This window comes from Paroceanicella profunda (genome assembly GCF_005887635.2).
GTDB lineage: Bacteria > Pseudomonadota > Alphaproteobacteria > Rhodobacterales > Rhodobacteraceae > Paroceanicella > Paroceanicella profunda.
The window spans coordinates 227918-251618 of record NZ_CP040819.1; the positions used below are offsets into that span (position 1 = coordinate 227918).

Annotated in this window: 21 protein-coding genes and 1 pseudogene; 14 read left to right on the forward strand and 8 right to left on the reverse strand. The window is 73.5% G+C overall.

Features of this window, described 5'->3' with window-relative positions:
- Positions 1-62: 62 nt before the first annotated feature.
- The 3 genes from FDP22_RS19065 to FDP22_RS19075 form a co-directional block, all read right to left on the reverse strand.
- Entirely contained in the window at positions 63-560 is a 498-nt protein-coding gene (locus tag FDP22_RS19065) for a protein-tyrosine phosphatase family protein (protein ID WP_138573633.1), read from the reverse strand.
- Between the two features lie 133 nt (positions 561-693).
- On the reverse strand, positions 694-3339 hold the full coding sequence (locus FDP22_RS19070; protein WP_138573631.1) for an AAA family ATPase: 2646 nt from the start codon (positions 3337-3339) through the stop codon (positions 694-696).
- Positions 3336-4457 (reverse strand): metallophosphoesterase family protein, encoded by a 1122-nt coding sequence (locus FDP22_RS19075; RefSeq protein WP_138573629.1) that lies wholly within the window; start codon positions 4455-4457, stop codon positions 3336-3338. Before FDP22_RS19075 ends, FDP22_RS19070 begins: the two co-directional genes overlap by 4 nt.
- Positions 4458-4766: 309 nt before the next feature.
- Here FDP22_RS19075 and FDP22_RS19080 point away from each other — a divergent pair, with 309 nt between their 5' ends.
- From FDP22_RS19080 to FDP22_RS19090, 3 genes are all read left to right on the forward strand, one after another.
- On the forward strand, positions 4767-5261 hold the full coding sequence (locus FDP22_RS19080; RefSeq protein ID WP_138573627.1) for an L-2-amino-thiazoline-4-carboxylic acid hydrolase: 495 nt from the start codon (positions 4767-4769) through the stop codon (positions 5259-5261).
- A 117-nt stretch (positions 5262-5378) separates the two neighbouring features.
- Positions 5379-6833, forward strand: coding sequence for a hypothetical protein (locus tag FDP22_RS19085; RefSeq protein ID WP_138573625.1), 1455 nt, complete (start codon positions 5379-5381; stop codon positions 6831-6833).
- A 145-nt stretch (positions 6834-6978) separates the two neighbouring features.
- On the forward strand, positions 6979-7563 hold the full coding sequence (locus tag FDP22_RS19090; protein WP_138573623.1) for a DUF6869 domain-containing protein: 585 nt from the start codon (positions 6979-6981) through the stop codon (positions 7561-7563).
- 11 nt (positions 7564-7574) lie between these two features.
- On the opposite strand, the gene FDP22_RS19095 is transcribed toward FDP22_RS19090, so the two are convergent.
- The 4 genes from FDP22_RS19095 to FDP22_RS19110 all read right to left on the reverse strand — a co-directional run bounded on the left by FDP22_RS19095 (position 7575) and on the right by FDP22_RS19110 (position 11415).
- The gene (locus tag FDP22_RS19095; RefSeq protein WP_138573621.1) at positions 7575-8321 is read right to left on the reverse strand and encodes an SDR family NAD(P)-dependent oxidoreductase; all 747 of its coding nucleotides are present in this window, start codon (positions 8319-8321) and stop codon (positions 7575-7577) included.
- Positions 8318-9859, reverse strand: coding sequence for a tripartite tricarboxylate transporter permease (locus FDP22_RS19100; RefSeq protein WP_138573619.1), 1542 nt, complete (start codon positions 9857-9859; stop codon positions 8318-8320). The genes FDP22_RS19095 and FDP22_RS19100 overlap by 4 nt, the downstream gene beginning before the upstream one ends.
- Before the next feature lie 10 nt (positions 9860-9869).
- Entirely contained in the window at positions 9870-10337 is a 468-nt protein-coding gene (locus tag FDP22_RS19105; protein ID WP_170317802.1) for a tripartite tricarboxylate transporter TctB family protein, read from the reverse strand.
- Between the two features lie 88 nt (positions 10338-10425).
- Positions 10426-11415 (reverse strand): tripartite tricarboxylate transporter substrate binding protein, encoded by a 990-nt coding sequence (locus FDP22_RS19110; protein ID WP_138573615.1) that lies wholly within the window; start codon positions 11413-11415, stop codon positions 10426-10428.
- 620 nt (positions 11416-12035) lie between these two features.
- Here FDP22_RS19110 and FDP22_RS19115 point away from each other — a divergent pair.
- The 11 genes and pseudogenes from FDP22_RS19115 to FDP22_RS19165 all read left to right on the forward strand — a co-directional run bounded on the left by FDP22_RS19115 (position 12036) and on the right by FDP22_RS19165 (position 21584).
- The gene (locus tag FDP22_RS19115; protein WP_138573613.1) at positions 12036-12731 is read left to right on the forward strand and encodes a FadR/GntR family transcriptional regulator; all 696 of its coding nucleotides are present in this window, start codon (positions 12036-12038) and stop codon (positions 12729-12731) included.
- A 164-nt stretch (positions 12732-12895) separates the two neighbouring features.
- Positions 12896-13369: a DoxX family protein gene (locus tag FDP22_RS19120; RefSeq protein ID WP_138573611.1), complete on the forward strand. Its 474-nt coding sequence runs from the start codon at positions 12896-12898 to the stop codon at positions 13367-13369.
- Positions 13370-13933: 564 nt separating this feature from the next.
- Positions 13934-15514 (forward strand): annotated as a pseudogene (gene atpD / locus FDP22_RS19125) (F0F1 ATP synthase subunit beta); the annotation flags it as partial.
- Positions 15515-15870: 356 nt separating this feature from the next.
- Positions 15871-16323 carry a F0F1 ATP synthase subunit epsilon gene (locus FDP22_RS19130; protein WP_138573609.1) on the forward strand — a complete coding sequence of 151 codons (453 nt, stop codon included), beginning with the start codon at positions 15871-15873 and terminating at the stop codon, positions 16321-16323.
- Positions 16320-16622 carry an AtpZ/AtpI family protein gene (locus tag FDP22_RS19135; protein WP_138573607.1) on the forward strand — a complete coding sequence of 101 codons (303 nt, stop codon included), beginning with the start codon at positions 16320-16322 and terminating at the stop codon, positions 16620-16622. The genes FDP22_RS19130 and FDP22_RS19135 overlap by 4 nt, the downstream gene beginning before the upstream one ends.
- Before the next feature lie 10 nt (positions 16623-16632).
- The gene (locus tag FDP22_RS19140; protein ID WP_138573605.1) at positions 16633-16968 is read left to right on the forward strand and encodes an N-ATPase subunit AtpR; all 336 of its coding nucleotides are present in this window, start codon (positions 16633-16635) and stop codon (positions 16966-16968) included.
- Positions 16965-17696, forward strand: coding sequence for a F0F1 ATP synthase subunit A (locus tag FDP22_RS19145; RefSeq protein ID WP_138573603.1), 732 nt, complete (start codon positions 16965-16967; stop codon positions 17694-17696). Before FDP22_RS19140 ends, FDP22_RS19145 begins: the two co-directional genes overlap by 4 nt.
- Positions 17693-17941 carry a F0F1 ATP synthase subunit C gene (locus tag FDP22_RS19150; protein ID WP_138573601.1) on the forward strand — a complete coding sequence of 83 codons (249 nt, stop codon included), beginning with the start codon at positions 17693-17695 and terminating at the stop codon, positions 17939-17941. The genes FDP22_RS19145 and FDP22_RS19150 overlap by 4 nt, the downstream gene beginning before the upstream one ends.
- A gap of 10 nt (positions 17942-17951) precedes the next feature.
- A complete protein-coding gene (locus tag FDP22_RS19155; RefSeq protein ID WP_138573599.1) occupies positions 17952-18689 on the forward strand; it encodes a F0F1 ATP synthase subunit B family protein in 738 nt (245 codons plus the stop codon).
- Positions 18679-20733, forward strand: a complete 2055-nt coding sequence (locus FDP22_RS19160) for a F0F1 ATP synthase subunit alpha (RefSeq protein ID WP_138573597.1) — start codon at positions 18679-18681, stop codon at positions 20731-20733. Before FDP22_RS19155 ends, FDP22_RS19160 begins: the two co-directional genes overlap by 11 nt.
- Complete coding sequence (locus FDP22_RS19165) at positions 20730-21584, forward strand: F0F1 ATP synthase subunit gamma (RefSeq protein ID WP_138573595.1); 855 nt, start codon at positions 20730-20732, stop codon at positions 21582-21584. The genes FDP22_RS19160 and FDP22_RS19165 overlap by 4 nt, the downstream gene beginning before the upstream one ends.
- A gap of 455 nt (positions 21585-22039) precedes the next feature.
- Here the strand turns inward: FDP22_RS19165 and FDP22_RS19170 are convergent, their stop codons facing one another.
- Entirely contained in the window at positions 22040-23701 is a 1662-nt protein-coding gene (locus FDP22_RS19170; RefSeq protein WP_138573593.1) for a sulfatase-like hydrolase/transferase, read from the reverse strand.

Genomic DNA, 23701 nt, shown 5'->3' on the forward strand with positions numbered 1-23701 from the left:
CCGCGGCTCTCCCCTTCCCGGGGGGAGCCTCACCGCACGCCGCTCCGTTCCGGCGCGGCTCGTCAGCGCGCGGCCCCGGCCCGCGAAGCGAAATCCATCACGAACGCGCGTTGTGCCGCGGTTTCCGGCACGCTGGCCCCGCGTGCGCGCGTCACCCGGTCCATCGCCTCCACGGCGGAGGCGCCGAAGGCCGCCAGCGTGCAGCTTACCACCAGCCCCGACCGGCCGATTCCCGCCCGGCAATGCACGGCCACCCCCGCCCCGTCCCGGAGCCGGGCCACCATGGCCTCCACCAGCGCGGTGACGGCCGCGCGCTCCGGCACCCCGAAGTCCGGAATGGGAAAGGCGAGGAACTCCAGCCCCTGCTCCGCGCAGGTGGCAGCCTCGTCCCCGAGCCCCAGCGCCCCGCTCTCGGCAGGCTCCAGCAGCGAGACGATCGTGCCGACGGCCTGTGAGCGATAGTGCCTCACGTCGTCGTGGAGCCGTGCGGCGGAGGGTGCCGGCATGATGAACAGCCGCCCCGGGTCCGCGCCGCCGACAGGGAAGATCGGGGGGGTCATCGCCCGTCTCCCCCTTCGGGCTGGCGGGTGGCGGGCGCGCGGCCGGTGTCCTGCCGTGCGGAGACCGGCCGCGCGGGCGCGGCGGAGCCCCCGTGGCGTGGCGGCGGCAGGCCGCACGGCGGGCGCCGGGGCATCAGGCCATCTCCTCAACCTCGATCACCGGGCGGGCGCCGCCGAGGTCCTGGAAGGCGAGCTGGCGGCAGGAGAACACCAGGATCTGCTGGCCCTGCGCCACGCGGGTGAGCGCGGTGAACATCTTCACGATGCGGCTGTCGTCGGAGTAGACCAGCGCGTCGTCGAGGACGATGGGCAGCGGCCTGCCCTGCCGGGCGAACAGCCGGGCGAAGGCGAGGCGGGTGAGGATGGCGATCTGCTCCTGCGTGCCGCCGGAGAGCGTGTCGAACGCCTCCTCCGTCGCGCCGCGGCTGAGGGCGGCGGGCAGCAGGCTGTCGCTGTCGAAGGCGAGATCCGCCTCGGCGTGAAGGATGTTGAGCAGCGGCTTCAGCTCGTCGCGCACCGGGCCGAAATAGGCGTCGCGCGCCGCGGAACGGGTGCTCTCCAGCGCGGCGCGCAGGCGTTGCAGGGCGCGCACCTCGCCCTCCAGCCGTGCGGCGCGGGCCTGTGCCTCCTCCAGCCGGCCGCGCAGTTCGTCGCGGCGTTCCTCGATGGCCCCGTCGGCCATCGCGCGGATGCGTTCGGTCGCGCGCAGCAGGGTCTCGCTCAGGCGGGCGCGCCGGGTGGCGACGCTCTCTATCGCCTGCCCGGCGCGGGTGAGATCGGCGCGCAGGGTTTCCAGGTCCGGCGCGGCGCGGGTGAGGGCGGCGCAGCGCTCCCGCGCCCGGGCCTCGGCCGCCTCGGCCAGGGCGAGGCTGCGCGCGGCCCCGGCCTGGCGGGCGTCGTGCTCCGCCTCTGCCCCGGCGGCCTCGGCGGCGCGATCGAAGTCCCGCTGCGCGGACTCCCGGGCCGCACTGTCCGCCGCGGCCTGCTCGCGGGCGCGCGCGCGGGCGGCGGCGGCGGTGTCGAGGGCTTCGCGCGCGGCCAGCTCGGCGCCCCGCGCGGTGTCCAGGGCGGCTTCGAGCTCGGCAAGGGGGGTGTCGCCCTGCGTCTCCTCCCCGGTGCCTTCGGCACGCTCTTCGGCCTCCGTGCGCGCGGCGCGCAACTGGTCGAGCCCCTCCGGGGCCAGCGCCTTCAGCATGGCCTCGGCGAGGCGGGCCTCGTTGAGGTCCTCCGCGAGGCGCTGCCCGGCGGCGCGGGCTTCGGCGGGCGTGCCGGCCCCCGCCTCCGCCAGCAGGGCGGCGAGGGTGGCCTCGGCCTCCGACAGGGTGTGCGAGAGGGCCCCGGCCGCGCTCTGCTCGCCCGAACGCAGGGTGAGCGTGCCGAGCCCAGGCAGGTCGAACACCGCGGTCGCGGCCAGCGGCACGTCGGTGTCCCCGGGCAGCTCCGCCCCCTCCAGCAGGGCGCGCGCCGGGCCGCTGTAGCGGATGCGCGCGCTGGCGGACCGGGCGCGCAGGGCGGCCCGGGCCTCGCCCACCGCGGCGTCGGCGGCGGCCACCCTGTCCAGCCAGGCGGGCGTGGCGACGGCGGTCTTCGCCCGGGCACGGGCGGAATCGCGCCGGCGCTGCTGGGTGTCCGCCTGGTCGAGGAGCCGGGTGAGCCGCGTGAGGTCCTCGCGCGCCTTGCGGGCCCGCAGGCGCCGGGACGCGGCGTCGAGCCGGCCGCGCGCGGTGTCGAGGGCGGAGCGCGCCGTGTCCAGCCGGGCCCGGGCCGCATCCTGCGCCTCGTCGCATGCCGCGGCGGCGGCGGTGGCGGCGGTAGCGGTGGCCTCCGCCTCCGCCAGCGCGGCCTGTGCCGCGCGCAGCCGGGTGCGCGTGGCGATCAGCCGGTCCAGCTCGGCGCGGGCGCCGCCTGCCTCCAGCCGTGCGATTTCAGCGGCTTGCCGGGCTTCGCGCAGCTGCGTGTCATGGCGCTCACCGAGGTCCATCGCGGCCTGCGCCTGGCGCAGGGCCTCCTCGCGGCGGGCTTTCGCGTCAGGGTCGTCGAGGCGCTGGAGCTGGCGCTCCGCCTCCGCCCGCTCGGCCAGGAACCCGGCGAGGGCGGTGCATTGCGCCTCCACCTCCTCCAGGGTGCGGGCCAGTTCGGCGGCGTCGTCCAGGGCGTCCTTCCACGGGCCGCGGGGCCGGCCGGGGCGGGTGATCAGCGCCTCCAGCGCCTCCTCGCAGCGGCGCATCACCCGGTCCATGCGGCGGCCGCCGGTCATCGCGTCGATCTCGCCGGCGACGGAGGAGAGCAGGTCGCGCCGGGTTTCGGTGAGCCGGTCCCTCTCGGCCCGGCTGTCCGGTTCCAGCCCAAGCTGGCCCTGCCGCACCCACAGCAGGCCCGCCGGCCCCTCGCGCCCGGAGCCGATCAGGGCGGCGAGCCAGCGCTCCGCCTCGTCGTCCAAGGCGATCACCTCCTCCTGCGCGCCGGCGCCGGACAGGCGCAGCACCCGGGCGCGCCGGCTGGCCAGCCAGCGCTTTTCCACCCGGAACAGGCCCTCGGGCGTCTCCACGTCGGCGGAGACCTCGACACTGCCGCCCGCGCGCGGCTGCAGCATCTGGACGGACTTGCCGTTGGCCGCGTAGCGCTCGAAGAACAGCGCGTGCAGGGCATCGAAGAAAGTGGACTTGCCGAATTCGTTCGCCTCGCTCAGCACGGTGATCCCGTCGCCGATGCCGGTGAGGCTGGCGGTGCGGCCGGCGAATTTGCGCACGTTCGACAGGCGCAGGGCGCGCAGTTTCATTGCTCCTCCAGGGCGAAGGTGAAGAGGTGGGAGAGGGCGGCGCCGGCGGCCGCGCGCGCCTCGCCGGGCAGTGCCATGTCCGAAGCCTCCGCCGCCAGGGCCTCCGCGGCCGCGCGCAGCGCGCCTTCCGCGTCGATCGCATCGAGATCGGCCGTGTCATGCACGGCGCCGAGCCCGGTGAGATCGGCCCTGTGCCAGAGGAAGTCGTGCCGCACCGCGGCGATGGCCCGCTCCAGCGCCACCCGGTCCGTGGCATGGGCGCGGCCGCTCACCACCAGGTCGAACAGGGTCGCGTCGCGGCGCGCGAAGGGTGGCAGCACCGCGTCAAGCGCCGGGCCCGGCGCCACCCCGGTGCCCAGGGTGAGCGTGCGGCGCACCCAGTCGATGCTGCCCGTGGGCACGGGGGTGACACGGGCGGGCGCGCCGGGGCCGGCGATCTCGACCAGCAGCGCGCCGGGCCGGGCCTCGTGCCTGAACCCGTCGGCTTCCGGGGCGCCGGAATACCAGGTGGCCGGGCCGATGCGCATCTGGCCGTGCCAGTCTCCCAGCGCGAGATAGTCGAGCCCGGAGCGCGCCGCGCGGTCCGGCGGGATGATCGCGGAGGCGCCGTCCTCCCCGGTGGTGAAGCTGCGCACCGCGCCATGCGCGAGGCCGATGCGCAGGGTCTCGCCGGTGGCGGCGGTGTCGTACCACTCCGTGAGGTCGCGGCCCGGGTTGCGCTCGGTGCAGGGCGCGGGCAGGAGCGTGGCACCCTCGGCCAGCGGAAGCGGCGCGGGCTCGAGCACCAGCCGCACGTTCTGCGCCGAATCCGCCGCGAGCGTGCGCCAGAGCTCGGTGGCGCCGAGGTTGTCGTGGTTGCCGGGCAGCATCAGCCAGGTGATGTCGGCGGCCTGGCGCATGGCGTTCAGGGCCTGGCGGATCACCTGCGGCGAGGGGGTCATCTGGTCGAACGTGTCGCCCGCCAGCAGTATGAGCGCGGCGCCGCCGGCCCGCGCGGCCTCGGCCAGCCGGGGGATGCTCTGCAGCCGGGCCCGGCGCAGGCTGGCGCGGGCGTCCTCGGGGTAAGTGCCGAAGGGCTTGCCGAGGTGGAGGTCGGAGGCGTGCAGGAAACGGATCATGCGTGTGCTCTCGGGTGGTCTGTCATGTCGCGGGCGGCCGCCGGGTCCTGCCGATGGTGGCACACACTGCACCGGCGCCGCGGGAAGAGTCCACCGCAGGTGGTCCCGGGCCGCGCTGAGACCCCTCCGGAGCGGGCCCCCAGCGCCCTCCGGAGAGGCTCATGGGACCCGCTCCGGCGGACGGGGTGGCCGCCCGCTCCCGGGCCGCCGCGCCGGGGGCAAGGGCCCTGGCGTCCCGCCCGGCCTCTCCCCGCTGGACGGCGGCGCAGCCTGGCGCTAGCCTGATGGCCCCCGCCCCAGGAGACCGCCATGCCCCAGGACGACCAGCCCGCCGCCCCGCGCCAGATGCCGATCCTGGAGCGCCGGCGCATCGAGGCGCTGGTGCTGCGCGAGGTCCATGACGTGATCCGCGAACGGTCGGGGCCGGAGGAGGCCGCGGCCGTGCTCGGCACCGCCGTCAGCCGCGCCGCCATCGCCCATGGCGCGGAGATGGCCGCCGGCACCCGCCCCGACCTCGCCGATTTCCGCGCCATCCTGCCGCTCTGGACCATGGACGGCGCGCTGGAGATCGACGTGCTGGAGGAGAGCCCCGAGCGCCTGTCCTTCAACGTCACCCGCTGCCGCTATGCCGAGCTGTACCGCAGCCTCGGGCTGGGCCACATCGGTCACCTGCTGTCATGCAACCGCGACGGCGATTTCTGCACCGGCTACAACCCGGACATCACCCTCACCCGCAGCCAGACCATCATGCAGGGCGCCAGCCACTGCGATTTCCGCTACGCGATGACGCCGGAGCAGGGCTGAGCGCCGGCCCGTTTTGCGGGCAGCGCATGGCGGCCTGCCGCCCGGGCGGGCAATTATGCGGTTTCCCCTCCCCCGGGGCTGGTCTAGGATCCGGCACTTCTTTCCGATACCTGTCGTGTGATCGCCCTGACCGTTCCCAAATCCCCCCCGGCTTCCCCCTCGGGCGCGCGCGCCCGGGTCACGGCCCTGTTCCTGATCGCGGTGATGGGGCTGGAGCTTGCCGCCCGCGCCACCGACACCGAGGGCCTGCGCCACGCGGTCTACGCCGCGATGCTGTGCCTGCTGCCGGTGGCCGCGAACCGCTTTGGCCTGCGCGAGGCCTACCTGCTCACGCTCTGCGCCCTGCTCACGGTGCTCATCGTGCTGCGGGTGGACGCGGCGGCGGAGGCCATCCTCTCCGCGCTGGACCAGGCCGCCTTCCTGATGGCCTTCGTGCTGCTGCTGGGGCTGATCCAGGAGGCGGCGCTCACCTCGCCCACGGTGGCGGCCTGCGGGCGCTACCTCACCCGCCAGCCCACCGGGCGGCGGTTTCTCGCGCTCTACGCCGGCTCCAACATCATGGCGGTGCTGTTCAACCTCGGCACCGTGAGCCTGATCGCGCCGCTCATCCGCCGCGGGGTGGAGGAGGTGGCGCCGGGAGACCCGTTCAACCCGGTGCGCGAGCGCCGGCAGCTCTCGGCCATGCTGCGCGGCTTCGCCTGGTCGGTGATCTGGTCTCCCACCGCGGTGGCGCCGCTGGCGCTGATGACGCTGATCCCGGGCATCGACCGCGGCCGCTGGATCGTGCTGGGGCTGGCGATCTCCACGCTGATGATGTTCGTGGGCTGGGCCGAGGATCAGGCCCGCTGGCACCGCACCCAGGTGCGCGCCCGCGGCAACGCCCCCGCCATCACCCGGGCACCGCCCTTCCCCATTCGGGATTTCGCCGCGTTCTTCGGCATTTGCGTGATCCTGTTCGGGATGTCGTTCTTCTTCGCGGAAGTGACGGGCAATTCGGTGATCTTCGGGCTGATGATCACCGCGCCGCTGCTGATGACCGGCTGGATCCTGCTCCAGAACGGCGGGCTCGGCGCCGTCTCGCGGCAGCGGACCTCGGCGCGGCTGGCCACCATCCTCGGGCCCGGCTTCGCGGCGGCCGCGCCGGTGGCGGTGACGCTGGCCTCCTCGGGCTATCTCGGCCGGGCGGCGGCGGTGCTCATCCCGGCGCAGGAACTGGCCGAGGCGCTGGGGCTGGAGGCCCTGCCCGGCTGGGTGTTCCTCACCGGCTGCGCGCTGGCCGTGGTGGCGCTGAGCCAGCTCGCGCTGAGCCCGATCATGATGGCGGTGTTCTTCGGCAGCCTGCTCGGCGCGCTGCCGGTGCTGCCGGCCGACCCCACGCTCACCGCGCTGGCCCTCTCCTGCGGCTGGTCGCTGGCGATGACCTCCTCGCCCTTCGCCACGGTGGTGCTGCTCTCGGCCAAGGCCACCGGCCAGACCGGGCGCACGATGACCTGGTCCTGGAACGGCACCTTCACCATCGTGAGCGTGGTGGTGCTGGCGGCGATCTTCTTCGCGTTCACCGGCGGGGCGTGAGGGGGGCCGGGCAGGTTGACAGGTGCCGGGCACCCTGGCTAAGCAGAGGCATCGAACACAGCGCCCGCGCCCACGCGGTGCCGCCCCACAGGCGTGCATCAGGCACGATATCAACCTGTCCTCCAGGTCAATCGACAAGCTTCTCGTGTGCTACTGGATTTCCGGTCGCGACGAGATCGCCTGCCCCGGAACCACCACGCCCGACCGTCTCCGCGCCTTCGTGGCGGAGCGGGAGATCCCCTTCAGCGACGAGATCGTCCGGCAGGCCGCCGATTGTCTCGACAGCCCGCTGGCGGGGGGCTCCGCGATGGGCTGGATCACCCTGACCTCCTTCACGGCTCATCCGCACAGGCTGTGGGCCCTGCTCGACTACGCGATGCATTTCGCGCAGACGGACGCGGAGCTGGAACTGATCGCCATCAATCTCGCGGAGCCGATACTGGGGCACTATGGCTCGCTGATGGTGCATTTCGAGCAGCGCGCCGGCGCCGACCTCGCCTTCGCCCGGATGCTCACCGGGGCCTGGCGCTACCGGATGAGCGATGATGTCTGGCGGCGTCTTCGGAGGCTTCAGGCCGGCGTGCCCGACCCGTTGCCATGCAGGATCCCCGCGGAAGCGGGAGACGGACACATGGGCCACACCCTTTCCGCGCGGGAGCGTGCGCAGGCCGATAAGGGACTATACCGCCGGGACGCGGCGGGGAACTGGCGGATGAGATCCGGTCGGTGAGCCCCCCCCGCTCACGCCCGCACCGAATAGCCGCCGTCCACCGGGAGTGCGGTGCCGGTCACGAAGTCGGAGGCCTCCGAGAGCAGGAACAGTGCGGGGCCCGCGAGGTCTTCCGGGCGGCCCCAGCGGCCGGCAGGGGTGCGGGCCAGCACGTCGGCCTCGAGATTGGCGATCTCGCGCCGGGCGGCCACGGTGAGCGGCGTGTCGATCCAGCCGGGCAGCAGGCAGTTCACCTGGATGCCCTGCGCCGCCCAGGCGGTGGCGAGGCTGCGGGTGAGCTGCACCACGCCCCCCTTGGAGGCGGCGTAGGCCGGCATCACCGGGCTGCCGAAGATCGAGAGCATGGAGCCGATGGTGACCACCTTGCCGCCCCGGCGCGAGAGCAGCGGGAAGGCGGCCTGGCACAGCAGGAAGGTGCCCTTGAGGTTCGCGTCCAGCACCGCGTCCCAGTCCTCCTCGGCCAGGTCCTGGGGCAGCTTGCGGCGGTTGAACCCGGCGGAGGCCACCACCCCGTCGAGCCGGCCGAAGGCCGCCTCCACCGCGGCGACGGCGGCCTGGCACTCCTCCCGCCGGGCCACGTCGCAGGGCACGAAGAGCGCGCCGGGAAGGGAGGCCGCGGCCTCCGCGCCCCGGTCGAGGTCGCGGCCGAGGAGGGCGACTGTCGCACCCGCCGCCGCCGCCGCCGCGGCGATGGCAAGGCCGATGCCGCTGGTGCCGCCGGAAATGGCGATCACCCTGTCACTGAGATCTGCTGTCACCTGTGGTCTGCTCCCTGGTTCGCGGGTGTGACCGGGCCGTCGGGCTGTGCCGGCGTGCCGGAGAGCAGGCGCTGGATGCCTCGGAACAGCACCACGCCCCACACCAGCAACGTCGCCACCCCGAGCACCCCTGCGATGGGCCGCTCGAAGAAGGCGAGGAACGAGCCGTCCGACTTGATCATCGAGGTGAGGAAAGTCTGCTCGAACATGGGCCCGAGCACCAGCCCCAGGATGATCGGCGCCACCGGGAAATCGTTCTCCTCGAAGATCCAGCCCAGCAGGCCGAGCGCCAGCATCAGGATGACGCCGAACACCGAGTTGGTCATCGCGAAGGCGCCGACGATGCAGAATACCAGGATCACCGGCAGCAGCATGCGCTTGGGCACCCGCAGGATGGGCCGCGCGAGGCGGATGGCCGCCCAGCCCAGCGGCAGCATCACCAGGTTGGCGATGATGAAGATGATGAACACCGCGTAGATGAGCTGGGGGTTGTTGAGGAACACCATCGGCCCGGGGTTCATGCCCTTCATGTAGAGCACGCCGATCACCACCGCCGTGAGCGAGTCGCCCGGGATGCCGAACACGAGCGCGGGGATCCAGGAGCCCGCGACGGCGGAGTTGTTCGCCGAGGTGGCGTCCACCACCCCCTCCACATGCCCGGTGCCGAATTTCTCCGGCGTCTTCGAGAAGCGCTTGGAGACGGCATAGGCGATCCAGGCCGCGATGTCGGCGCCCGCGCCCGGCAGCGCGCCGATGCAGGTGCCCAGCACCGAGCCGCGCAGCACGTTGAACTTGTGCCGGCCCAGCAGCGGCAGCACCGAGGTGAAGATGCCCCCGGTCTGCGCCAGCGGCGGCGGGGTCTTCGAGCGCAGCCGCATCACCCCGCGCAGGATCTCGGAAATGGCGAAGAGCCCGATCATCGCCGGAATGAAGCTGATGCCGCCCATCAGGTCGACATTGCCGAAGGTGAAGCGCGGCACGCCCGCCGTCGGGTCGATTCCGATGGTGCAGAGCGCGAGCCCCACAAGCAGGGAGAGGAACCCCTTCAGCGGGTTGGTCGAGGAGATGAACACCGCGCAGGACAGGCCCAGCGAGGCCAGCCAGAAATATTCGAAGGAGGTGAACTTCAGCGCCACCTCCGCCAGCATCGGCGCGGCGAGGATCAGCGCCGCCACGCCCACCAGCCCGCCGAGCGCGGAGGCCACCAGCGTGGTGCCGAGCGCGAGGTTCACCTGGCCGCGCTGGCCCATGAGGTAGGTCTCGCCCACGTAGGCGGCGGAGGCCGGCGTGCCGGGCATGCGCAGCAGCGCGCCGGGAATGTCGCCGGCGAAGATCGCCATGGAGGAGGCGGTGACGATGGCCGCAAGCGCGGGCACCGGGTCCATGAAGAAGGTGACGGGCACCAGCAGCGCCACGGCCATGGTGGCCGTGAGCCCGGGCATGGCCCCCACGAACATGCCGAAGGCGGCGGAGATCACCACCACCAGCAGCACGAACGGGTCGAGCGCGAGGGCGAGAGCCTGTGAGATCACATCCATGCCATTCTCCTCAGAACAGGCCTTCGAGGATGCCGCGCGGCAGCGGCACCAGCAGGATACGCCCGAAGAACCACTGGCTCACCACCGTGGTGAGCAGCGCCACGGCGAGGGCGGGCAGCGGCCGGTTGCCGAAGCGCAGCAGCAGGAGCGTGAGCGCCACCGCCATGAAGGGCACGTAGCCCACCGGGTCGGAGAACAGGATGTAGGCCAGGATCAGCACCACCACGAGCGCCATGGACACCAGCGTGCCGGGCTCCTTCAGGGCCGGGTCGGCCATCGCCATGCCGCCGGCGCGCACCCGCCAGCCGCGCAGGCACAGCAGGCCGCCGCAGATGATGAACCCGCCGCCCAGCAGCGTGGGCAGCAGCGCCGCGCCATAGGGCTGGCCGGGAAAGGCGGGGAACCCGCTGGCGATCAGGATCATCGTCAGGCCGAGCGCGATGAAGATCAGGCCGAAAACGGCATCGTTGAGGCGCATGCGCACCCTCCTGTTTCGGAACGTCGGGGGCCGGAAGGGCCGCGCGCCGGGCCCGCGGGGGGCCGTGGCGCGCGGCGTCATGCTCCGGTCAGTCGCGCGCGAGACCCGCGGCGGTCATCGATTCGCCCATCTGGGCGTCCGATTTTTCCATGAAGGCGGCGAATTCCGCCGGCGGCAGGTGGCGCACGCCGAAGCCGCGGCCGGCCATGAACGAAGTGTACTGCTCGGAGGCGGCGATCTCGGCCAGTGCCTTGGCGAGCACGTCGCTCACCTCCGCCGGCATGTCGAGCGGCCCGGCCATGCCACGCCAGACGTTCAGCGTGTAGTCGAGGTCGAGCGATTCCTTGAGCGTGGGCACGTCGGGGAAGTTGGGGTCCCGCGTCTCGGCCATCAGCGCGAGGCTGCGGGCGCGCCCGGCGTCGATCATCGAGCGGGCCTCGGGCAGCGAGCAGGGCACGATGTCCACGCCGCCGGCCACGAGGTCCTGCATGCCCGCCGCGGAGCCTTCCGAGGGCACCCAGCGCACGTGGTTCGCATCAAGGCCCATCGACTGCAGCCAGCCGATCAGCGCCAGGTGCCAGATGCCGCCCTGCCCGGTTCCCGAGGCCTTCAGCTCCCCGGGCTTGGAGGCCTTGATCGCGTCGGCCAGCTCCTCGATCGTGGTCCACGCGCTGTCGGTGGACACCTGGACGCCGGCGGGGTCGGCGTTCATCATGCCCAGGGGGGTGTAGTCCTTCGGGCCGAGCTGGGTGAGGCCGAGGTAATGCATCATGGTGATTTCCACCGTGATGAGGCCGATGGTGTAGCCGTCGGGCTTTGCCGTCGCGATGGCGGAATGCCCCACCACGCCGGAGCCGCCGGTGCGGTTGACGACGTTGAAGGGCTGACCGAGCTTTTCCTCCAGCAGGGTGCCGATCATGCGCGCGGTGGCGTCCGTTCCGCCGCCCGCGCCCCAGGGCACGATGAGCGTGACGGGGCGGTCCGGGTAGGTCGCGGCCTTCAGCGTGCCGGGCAGTGCCGCGGCGGCGCCGGCGGCACCGGCAAGTGCCAGCATCCTGCGGCGGTTGAGTTCAGTCATGTGTGATCCTCCCGTGATCATCTGCCGGCCCTTTGCCGGCGGCTTGCTCGTGGTGTTGGTTGCGGCGCGGGCCCCGTTCTCCGGGGTCTCCGTCCGAACAGGTGGGGTCAGGCTGCCGTGCGGGTGCCTCCCGGCTGCGCTTGCCCCGGCCGGCCGGCGCGCATCGGCACGGGCCCCCTTCGACGGGTGCGGCCCCCGCCCGGAAGCACAACAGCGAGGCGGACAGACCCGGGGGCCGCGCGCCGCGCGCGCGCTCCGGCGGCCCGCGCCGCCTTCGCGGCCGTGTCACGCAAGCGCACGCCCGGGCGCGGTGCGCCGGTGCCCGATCGGATGAGGGGGGTGGTGGAGGGGCCGGCAGGCGGGGCGCAGGGCGCCCGGACCGCAGGCGGCGGCCATGTGAAATCCGGACGGCCGAGCTCGTCGCATGACACGTCCCGACGCATGTGCAGCCCTCCCCGGCCATGTCTCTTTGGTTGCGGGGAGTGTTGGTGAGTTGTCCAGATTTGTCAACATGTGTTAAGTTGAGACATCGTGACCGCGGGAGGCATAAAAGGCGTGCAAGCCAGCAGCATAAGGACAGGGCCGCAGGTCACCCCGGGCCGCGGGCGCAGGGCGCGGCCATGACCGACACCGAGGGGCTCACCCGCAGCGCCGAGGTCTACGAGGGCCTGCTGTCGGCCATTCTCGAGGGGCGTCTCGCCCGGGGCGCCCGCCTGCCGACGGAGGCGGAGCTGGGGCGTGATTACGGCGTGTCGCGCCCCGTGGTGCGCAGCGCCCTCGCCCGGCTGCGCGAGGATGGCATCATCGCCTCGCGGCGCGGCTCGGGCAGCTACGTTCTGCGCCGGCCGTCGCGCACCGTGGTCGATTTCGTGCCCATCGGCTCGATCAGCGACATCCAGCGCTGCTACGAGTTCCGCCTGGAGTTCGAGAGCGCCGCCGCCGCCCTCGCCGCGCAGCGCCGCAACGAGGCCGACCTCGCCGCGCTGAAACAGGCCTATGAGCGCATGCTCGAAAGCGGTCGTGACGGGCACCCCAGCGTGGATGACGATGCCGCGTTCCATGCCCGGCTGATCGCCGCCACCCACAATGATTACTACGTCACCGTTCATGCCGCGCTGGCGCCGCAGATCCGCTTCGGCATCGACCTGTCGCGCAATCTCACGCTGGCGCAGGCCAGCGAGCGCCTGGTGCAGGTTCAGCAGGAGCATGCCGACGTGTACCGCGCCATCGGCGACGCGCTGCCGGACGCGGCCCGTGCCGCCATGCGCCGCCACATCCAGAGCGCCCGTGACCGGATGTTCGAGGGCGTGTCCTAGGGTTCATGATATGGAAACAATACGTGCCTAAAAGCAGTATTGTTTCTGGAGGTTTTCAGGCGCATCTTCCCTGCATCGAAACGCCGGCCCGGCCACGACAGTCGTGCCGCACCGGATCGGACCTCACCCAGGCGCCAGGGGCGCCCGTTGCAAGGATCAAGATCATGACCACGATTCAGACTGATGCGCCGGCCCGCCCGATCATCCCGCCGCTTGGCCGGGTCTGGGCCGCTCTGGCTCCGCTCTCTCCGCTGATCGTCCGGGTGACGACCGGCCTTCTGCTGATGCCGCACGGCGCGGGCAAGCTGTTCGGGCTCTTCGGCGGCTACGGCATCGCCGGCACCGGCCAGTGGTTCGACTCCATCGGCTTCACGCCGGGCTGGATCTTCGCGCTGGGGGTCGGCCTGCTCGAATTCTTCGGCGGCCTGATGCTGGTGCTGGGCCTGCTCACCCGCCCGGTGGCGGCGGCGGTCGTCGGCTTCATGGCGGTGGCGATCACCATTCACCTGCCCAACGGCTATGCCTGGAACGCGGCTGGCTTCGAGATGCCGCTGTTCTGGGGGCTGATGGCGCTCTCCGTGATGCTCCGTGGCGGCGGCGCCTGGTCGCTCGACCGGCTGCTGGGCCGCGAATTCTGATCCGGGACTAACGGTTCCGGTCACCGCGACGGGGCGGAGCGTGGCAGCGCTCCGCCCCGCAGCCATGTCCGCAGCCCTGCCCCGAGGCGCCCGTCCGGACGGTCCCGCCCCACGGACGGCCCACCGATGGCGCCGGCTGCGGGCAGGCGCGCCCCCTTACCCGGTGAACGGGCAACGGCGAGCCCCACCGCGCGGCCATCCGAGCGCTGCGCGGCCGGCGCCCCATGCCCCGGCCCACGCGTGCGCCACACTCCGGCGCGAAGGCGGCGGATCGGGGGCGGGCGCGCCACACGACCGGAGTGCACTGCAAACAGGTGTGATGCCCTCGGGTCACGGGGAAGGCACCGGCTGCTCCCCGGGCGGCGGTGGAGCGGGCGAAGGCGGCTCCGGGGCCCCTGCCGGCGGGCTTTCGCGCATGCACATTTTCTTCCCCTCACTTGCTTCAGATCAAGGCCGCGGGCGGGCGGACGTGGTTGGGTCTGTCCGGTGGCCCGCTGCCTGCCGGCCTCCACAGGGCCTTTCCCTTCGCCGCCCCGCGGCGCCCAGTCCAGATCGGGACGCACCATGCAGACCGAGCCCCACCCCGGCCTCCGGGCCGATTCCCCCTCCGGGACGTCGCCGGACGTGCCCGCTCCCGGCCATATCCTGGCCGTGCGCGGCGCGGTGATCGACGTGTGGTTTCCCGAGGGCGACCTCCCCGAGATCAACGACGCCCTGCTGATCGAGGAGCCGGGCCACCCGCCCGTGCTCGCCGAGGTGCAGGCCCATCTCGACCGTGACAGCGTGCGCGCCATCGCCCTGCAGCCCACCACCGGGCTGCGCCGGGGCGACCCGGTGCGCCGGCCGGGCGGGCCGGTGGCGGTGCCGGTGGGCGACGCGGTGCTGGGCCGGCTGGTGAATGTCGCCGGCCAGCCCTGTGACGGGCTGGCGGCCTTCGGCGCCGACGTGCCGCGCCGCCCCATCCATCGCGCCCCGCCCGCCTTCGCGCAGCAATCGGGCGCGGAGCGGATCTTCTCCACCGGCATCAAGGTGATCGACCTGCTCGCCCCCATGGCGCTTGGCAGCAAGGCGGCGATGTTCGGCGGCGCGGGCGTGGGCAAGACGGTGCTGGTGATGGAGCTGATCCATGCCATGGTGGCGAGCTACCAGGGCATCTCGGTGTTCGCGGGCGTGGGCGAACGCTCCCGCGAGGGCCACGAGATGCTGCTCGACATGACCGGCTCCGGCGTGCTGGACCGCACGGTGCTGGTCTACGGCCAGATGAACGAGCCGCCGGGCGCGCGCTGGCGCGTGCCGATGACCGCCCTCGCCATCGCGGAGTATTTTCGCGACGAGCAGTCGCGCAACGTGCTGCTGCTGATGGACAACGTGTTCCGCTTCGTGCAGGCGGGCGCGGAGGTGTCCGGCCTGCTGGGCCGCCTGCCCTCGCGCGTCGGCTACCAGCCCACCCTCGCCTCCGAGGTCGCCGCGCTGCAGGAGCGCATCGCCTCGGTGGGCGGCGCGGCGGTGACCGCGATCGAGGCGGTCTACGTGCCGGCGGATGATTTCACCGACCCCGCCGTCACCACCATCGCAGCCCATGTCGACAGCATGGTGGTGCTCTCGCGCGCCATGGCGGCAGAGGGGATGTACCCGGCGGTGGACCCGATCGCCTCCTCCTCCATCCTGCTCGACCCGCTGGTGGTGGGAGAGGAGCACGCCCGCGTCGCGCTGGAGGTGAAGCGCACGATCGAGCATTTCCGCGAGCTGCAGGACGTGATCTCCCTGCTCGGCATGGAGGAGCTCGGCGCCGCCGACCGCCGCATCGTGGGGCGCGCGCGCCGCCTGCAGCGCTTCCTCACCCAGCCGTTCAGCGTCACGGAGGCCTTCACCGGCGTGCCCGGCCGCTCCGTCGCCGTTGCCGACACCGTCGCCGGCTGCCGCGCCATCCTCGACGGCGCCTGCGACGGCTGGAACGAGAGCGCGCTCTACATGGTCGGCACGCTGGAGGAGGCCCGCCAGAAGGAAGAGGCTGCCCGCGCCGCCGCGTCCGGTCCCGTCGTCGGGGCCGCAGGCGACACGCTTCATCCGGCGACCGCCGCCGTCTCCGGCGCGGCCCTCCCCCCGGCGCCCGCTTCATCTTCCGCGCCGGCCGATGCGCCCGCGACAGTGTCTGACCCTGCGCCGGACGCACCTTCCGCTGCGGCCGGAGAGCCGGGCTCCGCCAGCCGAAACTCTGCTGGTGACGCACCGGGCACCAGCGGTAAGCCGGGGCCCGATGCGCCCTCCACGTCCGCTCGGGCATCTGGCACCGCTGCCGCTTCGGTTGCAGGAGAGGCGTTCCGCGCGCCGCAGCCCGCAGGCGCACAGGCCGGCGTTCGCGCTTCCACGGGGTCTCCCGGGGGGCCGGGCGATGCGGCGCCCCCCGCGCCCGCCGGAGGGAGCGGTTCGGGGGATGACACTGGTGGCGGGCTCCGCGCCTCGGGCTCCGCGGAGGCCGCGCCGGGCGCGAGGACGCGGACATGAGCGCCGTGCTGCGCCTCACGCTGAGCACGCCCTCCGCGGTTCTGGTGGACCGGGCGGACGTGGTGTCGCTGCGCGCGGAGGACCGTTCGGGCGGCTTCGGCATCCTGCCGCGCCACGCAGATTTCCTCACCGTCCTGCCTGCCTCGCTGCTGCGCTGGCGCTGCGCGGACGGCGCGGAGTGGTTCTGCGCCCTCGGCTCGGGCGTGCTGCGGGTGAGCGGCGGGGGCCGGGCGGTCTCCGTGGCCTGCCGGCAGGCCACGCTGGCGGAGACCCTCGCGGGCCTCGGCCCGCAGATCGCCGCGCTGCGCGCCGCCGAGCGCGAGGCCACGAGCGCCGCGCGCGTGGAGCAGATCCGCATGGAGGCCCGCGCGGTGCGCCAGCTCCAGCGCCTGCTGCGCCCCGGCCCGGCCGAGCCCGGGTTCTCCGCCCATGGGGAGACCCCGCGATGACCGCCGCCGGAGCCCCTCCGCCGCCGACCGGCCCGCAGGACCCGCTGGCCGAGGCCGCCCGCCGCGCCGCCGAGCGGGCCCGGCGCGGCGCGGAGACGCCGGAGCCTTCCCTCGGTTCCCGCCTGGGGCAGATCGGCGTTGTCGGCTGGATGATCGTCGCGCCCATGCTGCTGGGGCTGCTGGCCGGGCGCTGGCTGGACCGGCTGGCCGGCGGCGGCATCACCGTCACCGCGGCGCTGATCATGCTGGGTGCCGGCGTGGGCTTCTGGTCGGCGTGGAAATGGATGAACCGCTCATGAGGACCGTCAGATGACCGAGGCACCGATGCTTCTGGCCGAGGCACTTGGCGGCGGGGCCGCGGGTGCGGCACTCGGCCTCGCGCATTTCGGCGCGCTGTGGCGCAACACCCGGCTCTATGCGCAGGGACATGCGGGCGCCGGGCTGGCGCTGCAGCTCGCCCGGCTGGGGCTGGTGACGGCCGGGCTCACCGGGCTGGCGCTGCTCGGGGCGGTGCCGCTGCTGGCAGGAACGGCGGGGCTGCTGCTGGCCCGCCGCCGGGTGGTGCGCCGCCGGCAGGCGGAGGCGGAGGCCGGGGCACCCGCCGGCCTGACGGGCGCCGCCCCGGGCGCGGGGGGGCGGCCATGATCTCCTCGCCGCTTTCCATCGAGACGCTGGTGCGGATCGGCCCGGTTCCGATCACCACGCCCGTGGTCGTCACCTGGGCGATCATGGCGGTGCTGGGCCTGGGCGCATGGGCGCTGAGCCGGCGGCTGCGGCCCCGGCCCTCCACGCTGCAGAGCGTGCTCGAGATGGCCGTGGAGGCGGTGGACGACCAGGTGCGCGGCACCCTGCAGGCCGACCCGGCCCCTTGCCGCGCGCTCATCGGCACACTGTTTCTCTACATCCTCGTGGCGAACTGGTCGTCGCTCATCCCCGGCGTGGAGCCGCCCACCGCCCATCTGGAGACCGACGTGGCCCTGGCCGGCATCGTCTTCGCCGCCACAATCTGGTTCGGCATCCGCGCCCAAGGGCTCGGCGGCTGGTTGAAGACCTTCGCCGAACCCTCCTGGGCGATGATCCCCCTCAACCTGGTGGAGCAGGTCACCCGCAACGTCTCGCTCGTCCTGCGCCTGTTCGGCAACGTGATGAGCGGGGTTTTCGTGATCGGCATCGTGCTGTCGCTCGCCGGCCTGCTGGTGCCGATCCCGCTCATGGCGCTCGACCTGCTCACCGGCGCCGTGCAGGCCTACATCTTCGCGGTGCTCGCCACCGTCTTCATCGGTTCGGCCACCGGTGCGGGCGGCGGCCCCTCCCCCACCGACACGCCCGATTCCCCGCAGCCTGCCTCCTCGCAGAAGGTCCATGCCCCATGAACAGCTATGTCGAAATCGCCAGCATCCTCGCGGCCGCCCTCGCGGTGGGCATCGGCTCCATCGGCCCCGCACTGGCCGAGGGCCGGGCCGTGGCCGCGGCGCTGGAGGCCATCGCCCGCCAGCCGGAAGCGGCCGGCACCCTGTCGCGCACCCTGTTCGTCGGCCTCGCGATGATCGAGACCATGGCGATCTACTGCCTGGTGATCGCGCTGCTGGTGCTGTTCGCCAACCCGTTCACCGGCTAGGGCGCGCACCATGCAGATCGACTGGTGGACCATCGGGTTTCAGGCGGTCAACGGCCTCGTCCTCATCTGGATCCTGGCGCGGTTCCTGTTCCGCCCGGTGGCCGGGATGATCGCGGCCCGAAAGGCCGACATCGCCGCGCGGCTGGAGGCCGTCGCCGCGCGGGAGGCCGAGGCGGAGACCGCCCGCGCCGACGCCCGGGCCGAGCAGGCCCGCACCGCCGCCGCGCGGACCGCCATCCTGCGCGCCGCGGCGGCCGAGGCGGAGGGCCTGCGGGCCGGCATCCTCTCCGACGCGCGGGCCGAGGCCACCCGGCAGCAGGAGACCGCCCGCGCCGCCCTCGCCCGCGAGACCGCGGAGGCCGAGGCCAGCCGCGCGCGGGCCGCCCGGCTGCTGGCGCTCGACATCGCCACCCGCCTGCTGGACCGGCTGCCGCCCTCGGCCCGGGTGGCGGGCTTCGTCGACGGGCTCTGCGCCGGGGTCGCCGCCCTGCCCGCGCCCGAACGCGCCGGGCTCGGCCGCGGCGGCGCCCTGCCGCTGAGCGCCGCCCGCGCCCTCGACCCGGAGGAGACCGCGGCCTGCGCGGCCGCCCTGGGCCGGGTGCTGGGCCGGCCGGTCACGCTGGAGGTGGCGGCGGACCCGGGGCTCATCGCGGGCTTCGAACTCGCGTTGCCCCACGCCCGGGTGCGCAACAGTTTCCGCGCCGATCTCGACCGCATAGCCACGGAGTTGACCCGCCATGACGACTGACGGTGAGGCCCCCCTCGGGCGCAGCGACGCCTGGCTGGCGGATGGCCGCAGCCGCCTCGCCCGCGCCGAGCTTGCGCCGGAGGCGGAGGCCATCGGCCGGGTGGAGCAGGTCTCCGACGGCATCGCCCGCGTCTCCGGCCTGCCGCAAGTGCGGCTGAACGAGCTGCTGCGCTTCGAGGGGAACCGGCTGGGCTTCGCCCTCAGCCTGGATGCGGACACCATCGGCGCGGTGCTCCTGGACGGCGAGGAGGGCATCCACGCCGGCGCGCCGGTGCGCGGCACCGGCGAGGTGGTGCGGGTGCCGGTGGGCCCGGGCCTGCTGGGCCGGGTGGTGGACCCGCTGGGCCGGCCCATCGACGGGAAGGGCCCGGTGGAGGCCGCGTCGCACGAGCCCGTGGAGCGCCCCGCTCCCGCCATCATCGAGCGCGACCTCGTCGCCGAGCCGATGGAGACCGGCATCCTGGTGGTGGACGCGCTCTTCGCCCTGGGCCGCGGCCAGCGTGAGCTGATCGTGGGAGACCGGGCCACCGGCAAGACCTCCGTCGCGGTGGACGCCATCGTGAACCAGAAGCGCTCGGAGGTGATCTGCGTCTACGTCGCCGTGGGCCAGCGCGCCACCGCCGTGGCGCGGGTGGTCGAGGCGGTGCGCGCGCATGGCGCGCCGGAGCGCTGCATCTTCGTGGTCGCCCCCGCCGCCACCGCCCCGGGCCTGCAATGGATCGCGCCCTTCGCCGGGATGACCATGGCCGAGCATTTCCGCGACGCCGGTCAGGACGCGCTCATCGTCATCGACGACCTCACCAAGCACGCCGCCACCCACCGCGAGCTGGCCCTGCTCACCCGTGAGCCGCCGGGCCGCGAGGCCTATCCCGGCGACGTGTTCTACGTGCACGCCCGCCTGCTGGAACGCGCGGCGAAGCTCTCCGCGGCGCGGGGCGGCGGCTCGCTCACCGCGCTGCCCGTGGCCGAGACCGATGCGGGCAACCTCTCCGCCTACATCCCCACCAACCTGATCTCGATCACCGACGGGCAGATCGTGCTCGGCGCCCGGCTCTTCGCGGCGAACCAGCGCCCGGCGGTGGACGTGGGCCTGAGCGTGAGCCGCGTGGGCGGCAAGGCACAGAGGAAGGCGCTGCGCGCGGTCTCCGGCCGGGTGCGGCTCGACTACGCGCAGTTCCTGGAGCTGGAGATGTTCACCCGTTTCGGCGGCATGTCCGACACCCGGGTGAAGGCGCAGATCGCCCGGGGCGAGCGCATCCGCGCCCTGCTCACCCAGCCGCGCTTCGCCGGGCTGCGCATGGCCGACCAGGTGGCGTTGCTCGCCGCCCTCGCGGATGGCGCGCTCGACAGCCTGCCGCCGGCGCGCTTCTCCGAGCTGCGCGCCCGGTTGCCGGGCCACCTCGACACCACAGCCGCCGCCGCGCTCACCGCGCTGGGTGACGGCAGCGGGCTGGACGACGGCCTGCGCGCGGCGCTGGTCGCCGCCGTCGCCGCCCTGGCGGCCGATCTCGCCGCTTCCCCCGGCCCCGGAGACGGCACGGAGGGCGGCGCTCCCGGCCCGGGCTCCGGCGCGCCGCCGAGCACCACTCCGCCGGCTGGCAGTGCGCCGGACGGAGGTGCGTCGGATGGCAGTGCGTCAGGCGGAAGTGCGTCAGGCGGAAGTGCGTCGGGCGGAAGTGCGCCGGGCGGTGGTGCGCCGGGCGGTGGTGCGCCGGGCGGTGATGAGCCGGGTGGAAGTGCGCCGGGCGGCAGAGCGTCAGGTGGCAGTGCACCGGGGGGCGTCGCGTCAGGCGGCGGTGCCTTGGGTGGCAGAGCGCCGGATGGAAGCACTGCACTGCTCGGCACCGATGCGCCGCACGGCGGCAGTGCGGCGCCGGGCACCGGTGCGCCACCAATCCCGGGTGAGGCGGCTGCCACGGGAAGCGTGCCCGTGCCGAACCCGGCCCGCCCGGCGGGCGCGGATGTCTCCGCCTCCCCGGGCCCTGCGGACGCGGCCGGCACTTCGTCCGGAAGGGTGTCCGACTTGCCGGGCAGCGCGCGGTGAGCGGGCGCGAAAGCGACGTTGCGGCGCGGATCGGCACGGTGCGCAGCCTGTCCTCGGTGATCTCCGCCATGCAGGGGATCGCCGCCGCCCGCAGCCGCGAGGCGCAGGCCTGTCTCGCCGGCATCCGCAGCTACGCGGCCACCGTGGGCACCGGCATCGGCGAGGCCCTCGCCCTCCTGCCGGAGGTGGCGGAGGGCCCGCCCCCGCACGGGGGCCGGCACATGGTGGTGGCGCTCTGCGCCGAGCAGGGCTTCGCCGGCACCTTCAGCGAACGGGTGCTGGACGCCGCCGAGGCGGTGCTGCGCGCGCCCGGCCCGCCGGCCGACCTCTGGGTGATCGGCGACCGCGGGGTGATGGCCGCTGCCGTGCGGGGCACCGCGGTGCTGCGCCATGACCCGATGATCTCGCATCCAATGGAGGCGGCGCTGCTGGCCGGGCGCATCGCCGACGCGCTGTGGCAGGGCGCGGCGGCCGGCCGGCTGCTGCGGCTGAGCCTCGTGCACGCGGTGCCGGACCCGCGGGCCGGCCTGCGCCTCGCCACGCGCCGGCTGGTGCCGTTCGATTTCACGCGCTTCCCCCGTGCCTCCGGGCGGCCGATGATCACGCTGCCGCCGCGCATGCTGCTCGACGCGCTGGTGCAGGAATACGTGTTCGCGGAGCTGTGCGAGGCGATCACCCTGTCCTTCGCCGCCGAGAGCGAGGCCCGGATGCGCGCGATGCTGGCCGCGCGCACCAATGTCGCGGACACGCTGGAGGAGCTGGTCGCAACCTCGCGCCGCCTGCGGCAGGAGGAGATCACCTCAGAAATCGTCGAGCTCGCCGCCGGGGCCCTGGCGCATCGCGGGCGGTGACAGGTCGTCCCGCAGGCCGGCGCCGCTCCGCCCCTCCGTGCGACTGTGCGGCGGTCGGACCGTGGCATCCAGCGCGGGCCGCCCGTGCCGGCGTGGAGGGGGTAACCGGGCTGCCGCCACCGGGCCTTCAGTGCCCGGCCGGCGCGCGACAGGGCCGGAGGGGGCCATACTGATTGGGGCACAACAGGGTCGCGTGGGCCGGCATCCGCGGCGCGACAGTCGGGCGCCACTGTTGCGCGCCCGGCGCGGCGGGCGGGCCGGCATCCGCCGCGCGGCGATCGGGTGCCATGGCCTCGTGCCCGGCCCGGGGCGGGGGCCGGCATTCGCTACGCGGCATTCGGGCGCCAAGGATGCGCGCCCGGCACCACCAAGGGTCGGCATCCGCCACGCGGCAATGGGGCGCCATGGCTGCGCGCGGCGCCACCGGGCGGGGACGCGGCCCCCGCCGTGTTGCGTCACTCCTTCAGGTGGGGCGCGGGGCCGCGGTAGCGCACGGTCAGCTCTTCGGGCACCTCGGTGCCGTCATAGAGGCCGAGGAGGATGCCGGTGCGGCGCGACTTGCCGCGCATCCCGAGGATCTGCGCGTCGGAGATCGCGGTGCGTTGCGCCATACGCCGGGCCCAGAGGCCGAGCCGCGCGTACATCGCGTCGATGATCCCGGCATGGGCGGGGCTGGCGCCGAGATCGGTGAGCTCCTGCGGGTCCGAGTGCAGGTCGAAGAGCATCGGGCGGAACCCGCCCTCGGCATGCATGAACTTCCAGCGCGTGTCCGCCACCATGAACAGCCGGGCGTCGCGCGGGGCGAGGCCCAGGTTGGCGGCCATCGGCGTGGCCGAGTAATCGTATTCCGAGATCGCGAAGCTGCGCCAGTCCTCCGGCGCCGCGCCCTCCAGGAAGGGCATCAGCGAGCGGCCCTCGACCACATGCGCGGGCACCTCGCCGCCGGCCGCCTCGATGAAGGTGGCCGCGAGGTCGATCTGCTCCACCAGCGCGTCGCAGACCGTGCCACGGGTGTCGTCGGCCTCCGCCCTCGGGTCGAAGATGATCAGCGGCACCTTCACCGAGCACTCGTGGAACAGGTCCTTCTCGCCCAGCCAGTGGTCGCCCAGGTAGTCGCCGTGGTCGGAGGTGATCACGATCAGCGTGTCCTCCATGCGCCCGCTGTCCTCCAGATAGGCGAAGAGCCGGCCCATCTGGTCGTCGCACTGCTTGATCAGGCCCATGTAGGCGGGGATGACCTTGTCGCGCACCGCATCGCGCGAGAAGGCGCGGCCGATGGCGTTGTTCATGTACTGCTCGTAGACCGGGTGCGGCGCCGCGCGCTCCGACGGGTGGCGGACCGGGGGCACCACCTGGTTGCGGCCGTACATTGCGTGATAGGGCGCGGGCACGATGTAGGGCCAGTGCGGCTTGATGTAGGAAAGGTGGCACAGCCAGGGCGCCGCCCCGCGCTTTGCCTCCATGAACTCGATGGCGCGGGAGGTGAGCCAGGGCGTCTCGGAATCCTGCTCGCGGATGTTGGCCGGCCGGTCCGCGTGCTGCATCAGCCAGCCGGAGGCCATGTCGCCCGCCTCCGTCACCCCGGCATTCGCGTGGTCATGCCAGGGGTTCGCCACGTCATAGCCCTGCGCGTGCAGATACGCGTTATAGGGCGAGCGCTTGTCGTCGTAGAAACCGTCCGGCCCCTCGCCCCACAGGCCGTCGTCGCGCACCCAGGGGTCGAAGCCGCACTCGGCCACCCGCGCGCCGATCACCCCGTCGCGGCTCACGCCCAGCTCCTCCATGCCCGCCGCGTCGGCCTTCATGTGGGTCTTGCCGATCAGCCAGCTTTCCATGCCGAGCCGGCGCAGGTGGCTGCCGATGGTCCGCTCGCCGACCTTCAGGGGGAAGTTGTTCCAGGCCGCGCCGTGGCTGCTCACGTAGCGCCCGGTGTAGGTGCTCATCCGCGACGCGCCGCAGACCGGGGACTGCACGTAGGTGCGCGAGAAACGCACGCCGCGCGCGGCCAGCGCGTCGATGTGCGGTGTCTCCAGGAAGGGATGGCCGGCGCAGCCGAGATAGTCCCAGCGCAGCTGGTCGAACATGATGAAGAGGATGTTGCGGATCTGTCTGGTCAT

Coding starts and splice junctions, on each gene's coding strand:
- FDP22_RS19080 (WP_138573627.1), top strand. CDS start 4,767: ATGCCCCAGGACGACCAGCCCGCCGCCCCGCGCCAGATGCCGATCCTG.
- FDP22_RS19115 (WP_138573613.1), top strand. CDS start 12,036: ATGACCGACACCGAGGGGCTCACCCGCAGCGCCGAGGTCTACGAGGGC.
- FDP22_RS19130 (WP_138573609.1), top strand. CDS start 15,871: ATGAGCGCCGTGCTGCGCCTCACGCTGAGCACGCCCTCCGCGGTTCTG.
- FDP22_RS19155 (WP_138573599.1), top strand. CDS start 17,952: ATGCAGATCGACTGGTGGACCATCGGGTTTCAGGCGGTCAACGGCCTC.
- FDP22_RS19100 (WP_138573619.1), bottom strand. CDS start 9,859: ATGGATGTGATCTCACAGGCTCTCGCCCTCGCGCTCGACCCGTTCGTG.
- FDP22_RS19075 (WP_138573629.1), bottom strand. CDS start 4,457: ATGATCCGTTTCCTGCACGCCTCCGACCTCCACCTCGGCAAGCCCTTC.
- FDP22_RS19070 (WP_138573631.1), bottom strand. CDS start 3,339: ATGAAACTGCGCGCCCTGCGCCTGTCGAACGTGCGCAAATTCGCCGGC.
- FDP22_RS19160 (WP_138573597.1), top strand. CDS start 18,679: ATGACGACTGACGGTGAGGCCCCCCTCGGGCGCAGCGACGCCTGGCTG.
- FDP22_RS19140 (WP_138573605.1), top strand. CDS start 16,633: ATGACCGAGGCACCGATGCTTCTGGCCGAGGCACTTGGCGGCGGGGCC.
- FDP22_RS19150 (WP_138573601.1), top strand. CDS start 17,693: ATGAACAGCTATGTCGAAATCGCCAGCATCCTCGCGGCCGCCCTCGCG.
- FDP22_RS19135 (WP_138573607.1), top strand. CDS start 16,320: ATGACCGCCGCCGGAGCCCCTCCGCCGCCGACCGGCCCGCAGGACCCG.
- FDP22_RS19120 (WP_138573611.1), top strand. CDS start 12,896: ATGACCACGATTCAGACTGATGCGCCGGCCCGCCCGATCATCCCGCCG.
- FDP22_RS19145 (WP_138573603.1), top strand. CDS start 16,965: ATGATCTCCTCGCCGCTTTCCATCGAGACGCTGGTGCGGATCGGCCCG.
- FDP22_RS19065 (WP_138573633.1), bottom strand. CDS start 560: ATGACCCCCCCGATCTTCCCTGTCGGCGGCGCGGACCCGGGGCGGCTG.
- FDP22_RS19110 (WP_138573615.1), bottom strand. CDS start 11,415: ATGACTGAACTCAACCGCCGCAGGATGCTGGCACTTGCCGGTGCCGCC.
- FDP22_RS19105 (WP_170317802.1), bottom strand. CDS start 10,337: ATGCGCCTCAACGATGCCGTTTTCGGCCTGATCTTCATCGCGCTCGGC.
- FDP22_RS19170 (WP_138573593.1), bottom strand. CDS start 23,701: ATGACCAGACAGATCCGCAACATCCTCTTCATCATGTTCGACCAGCTG.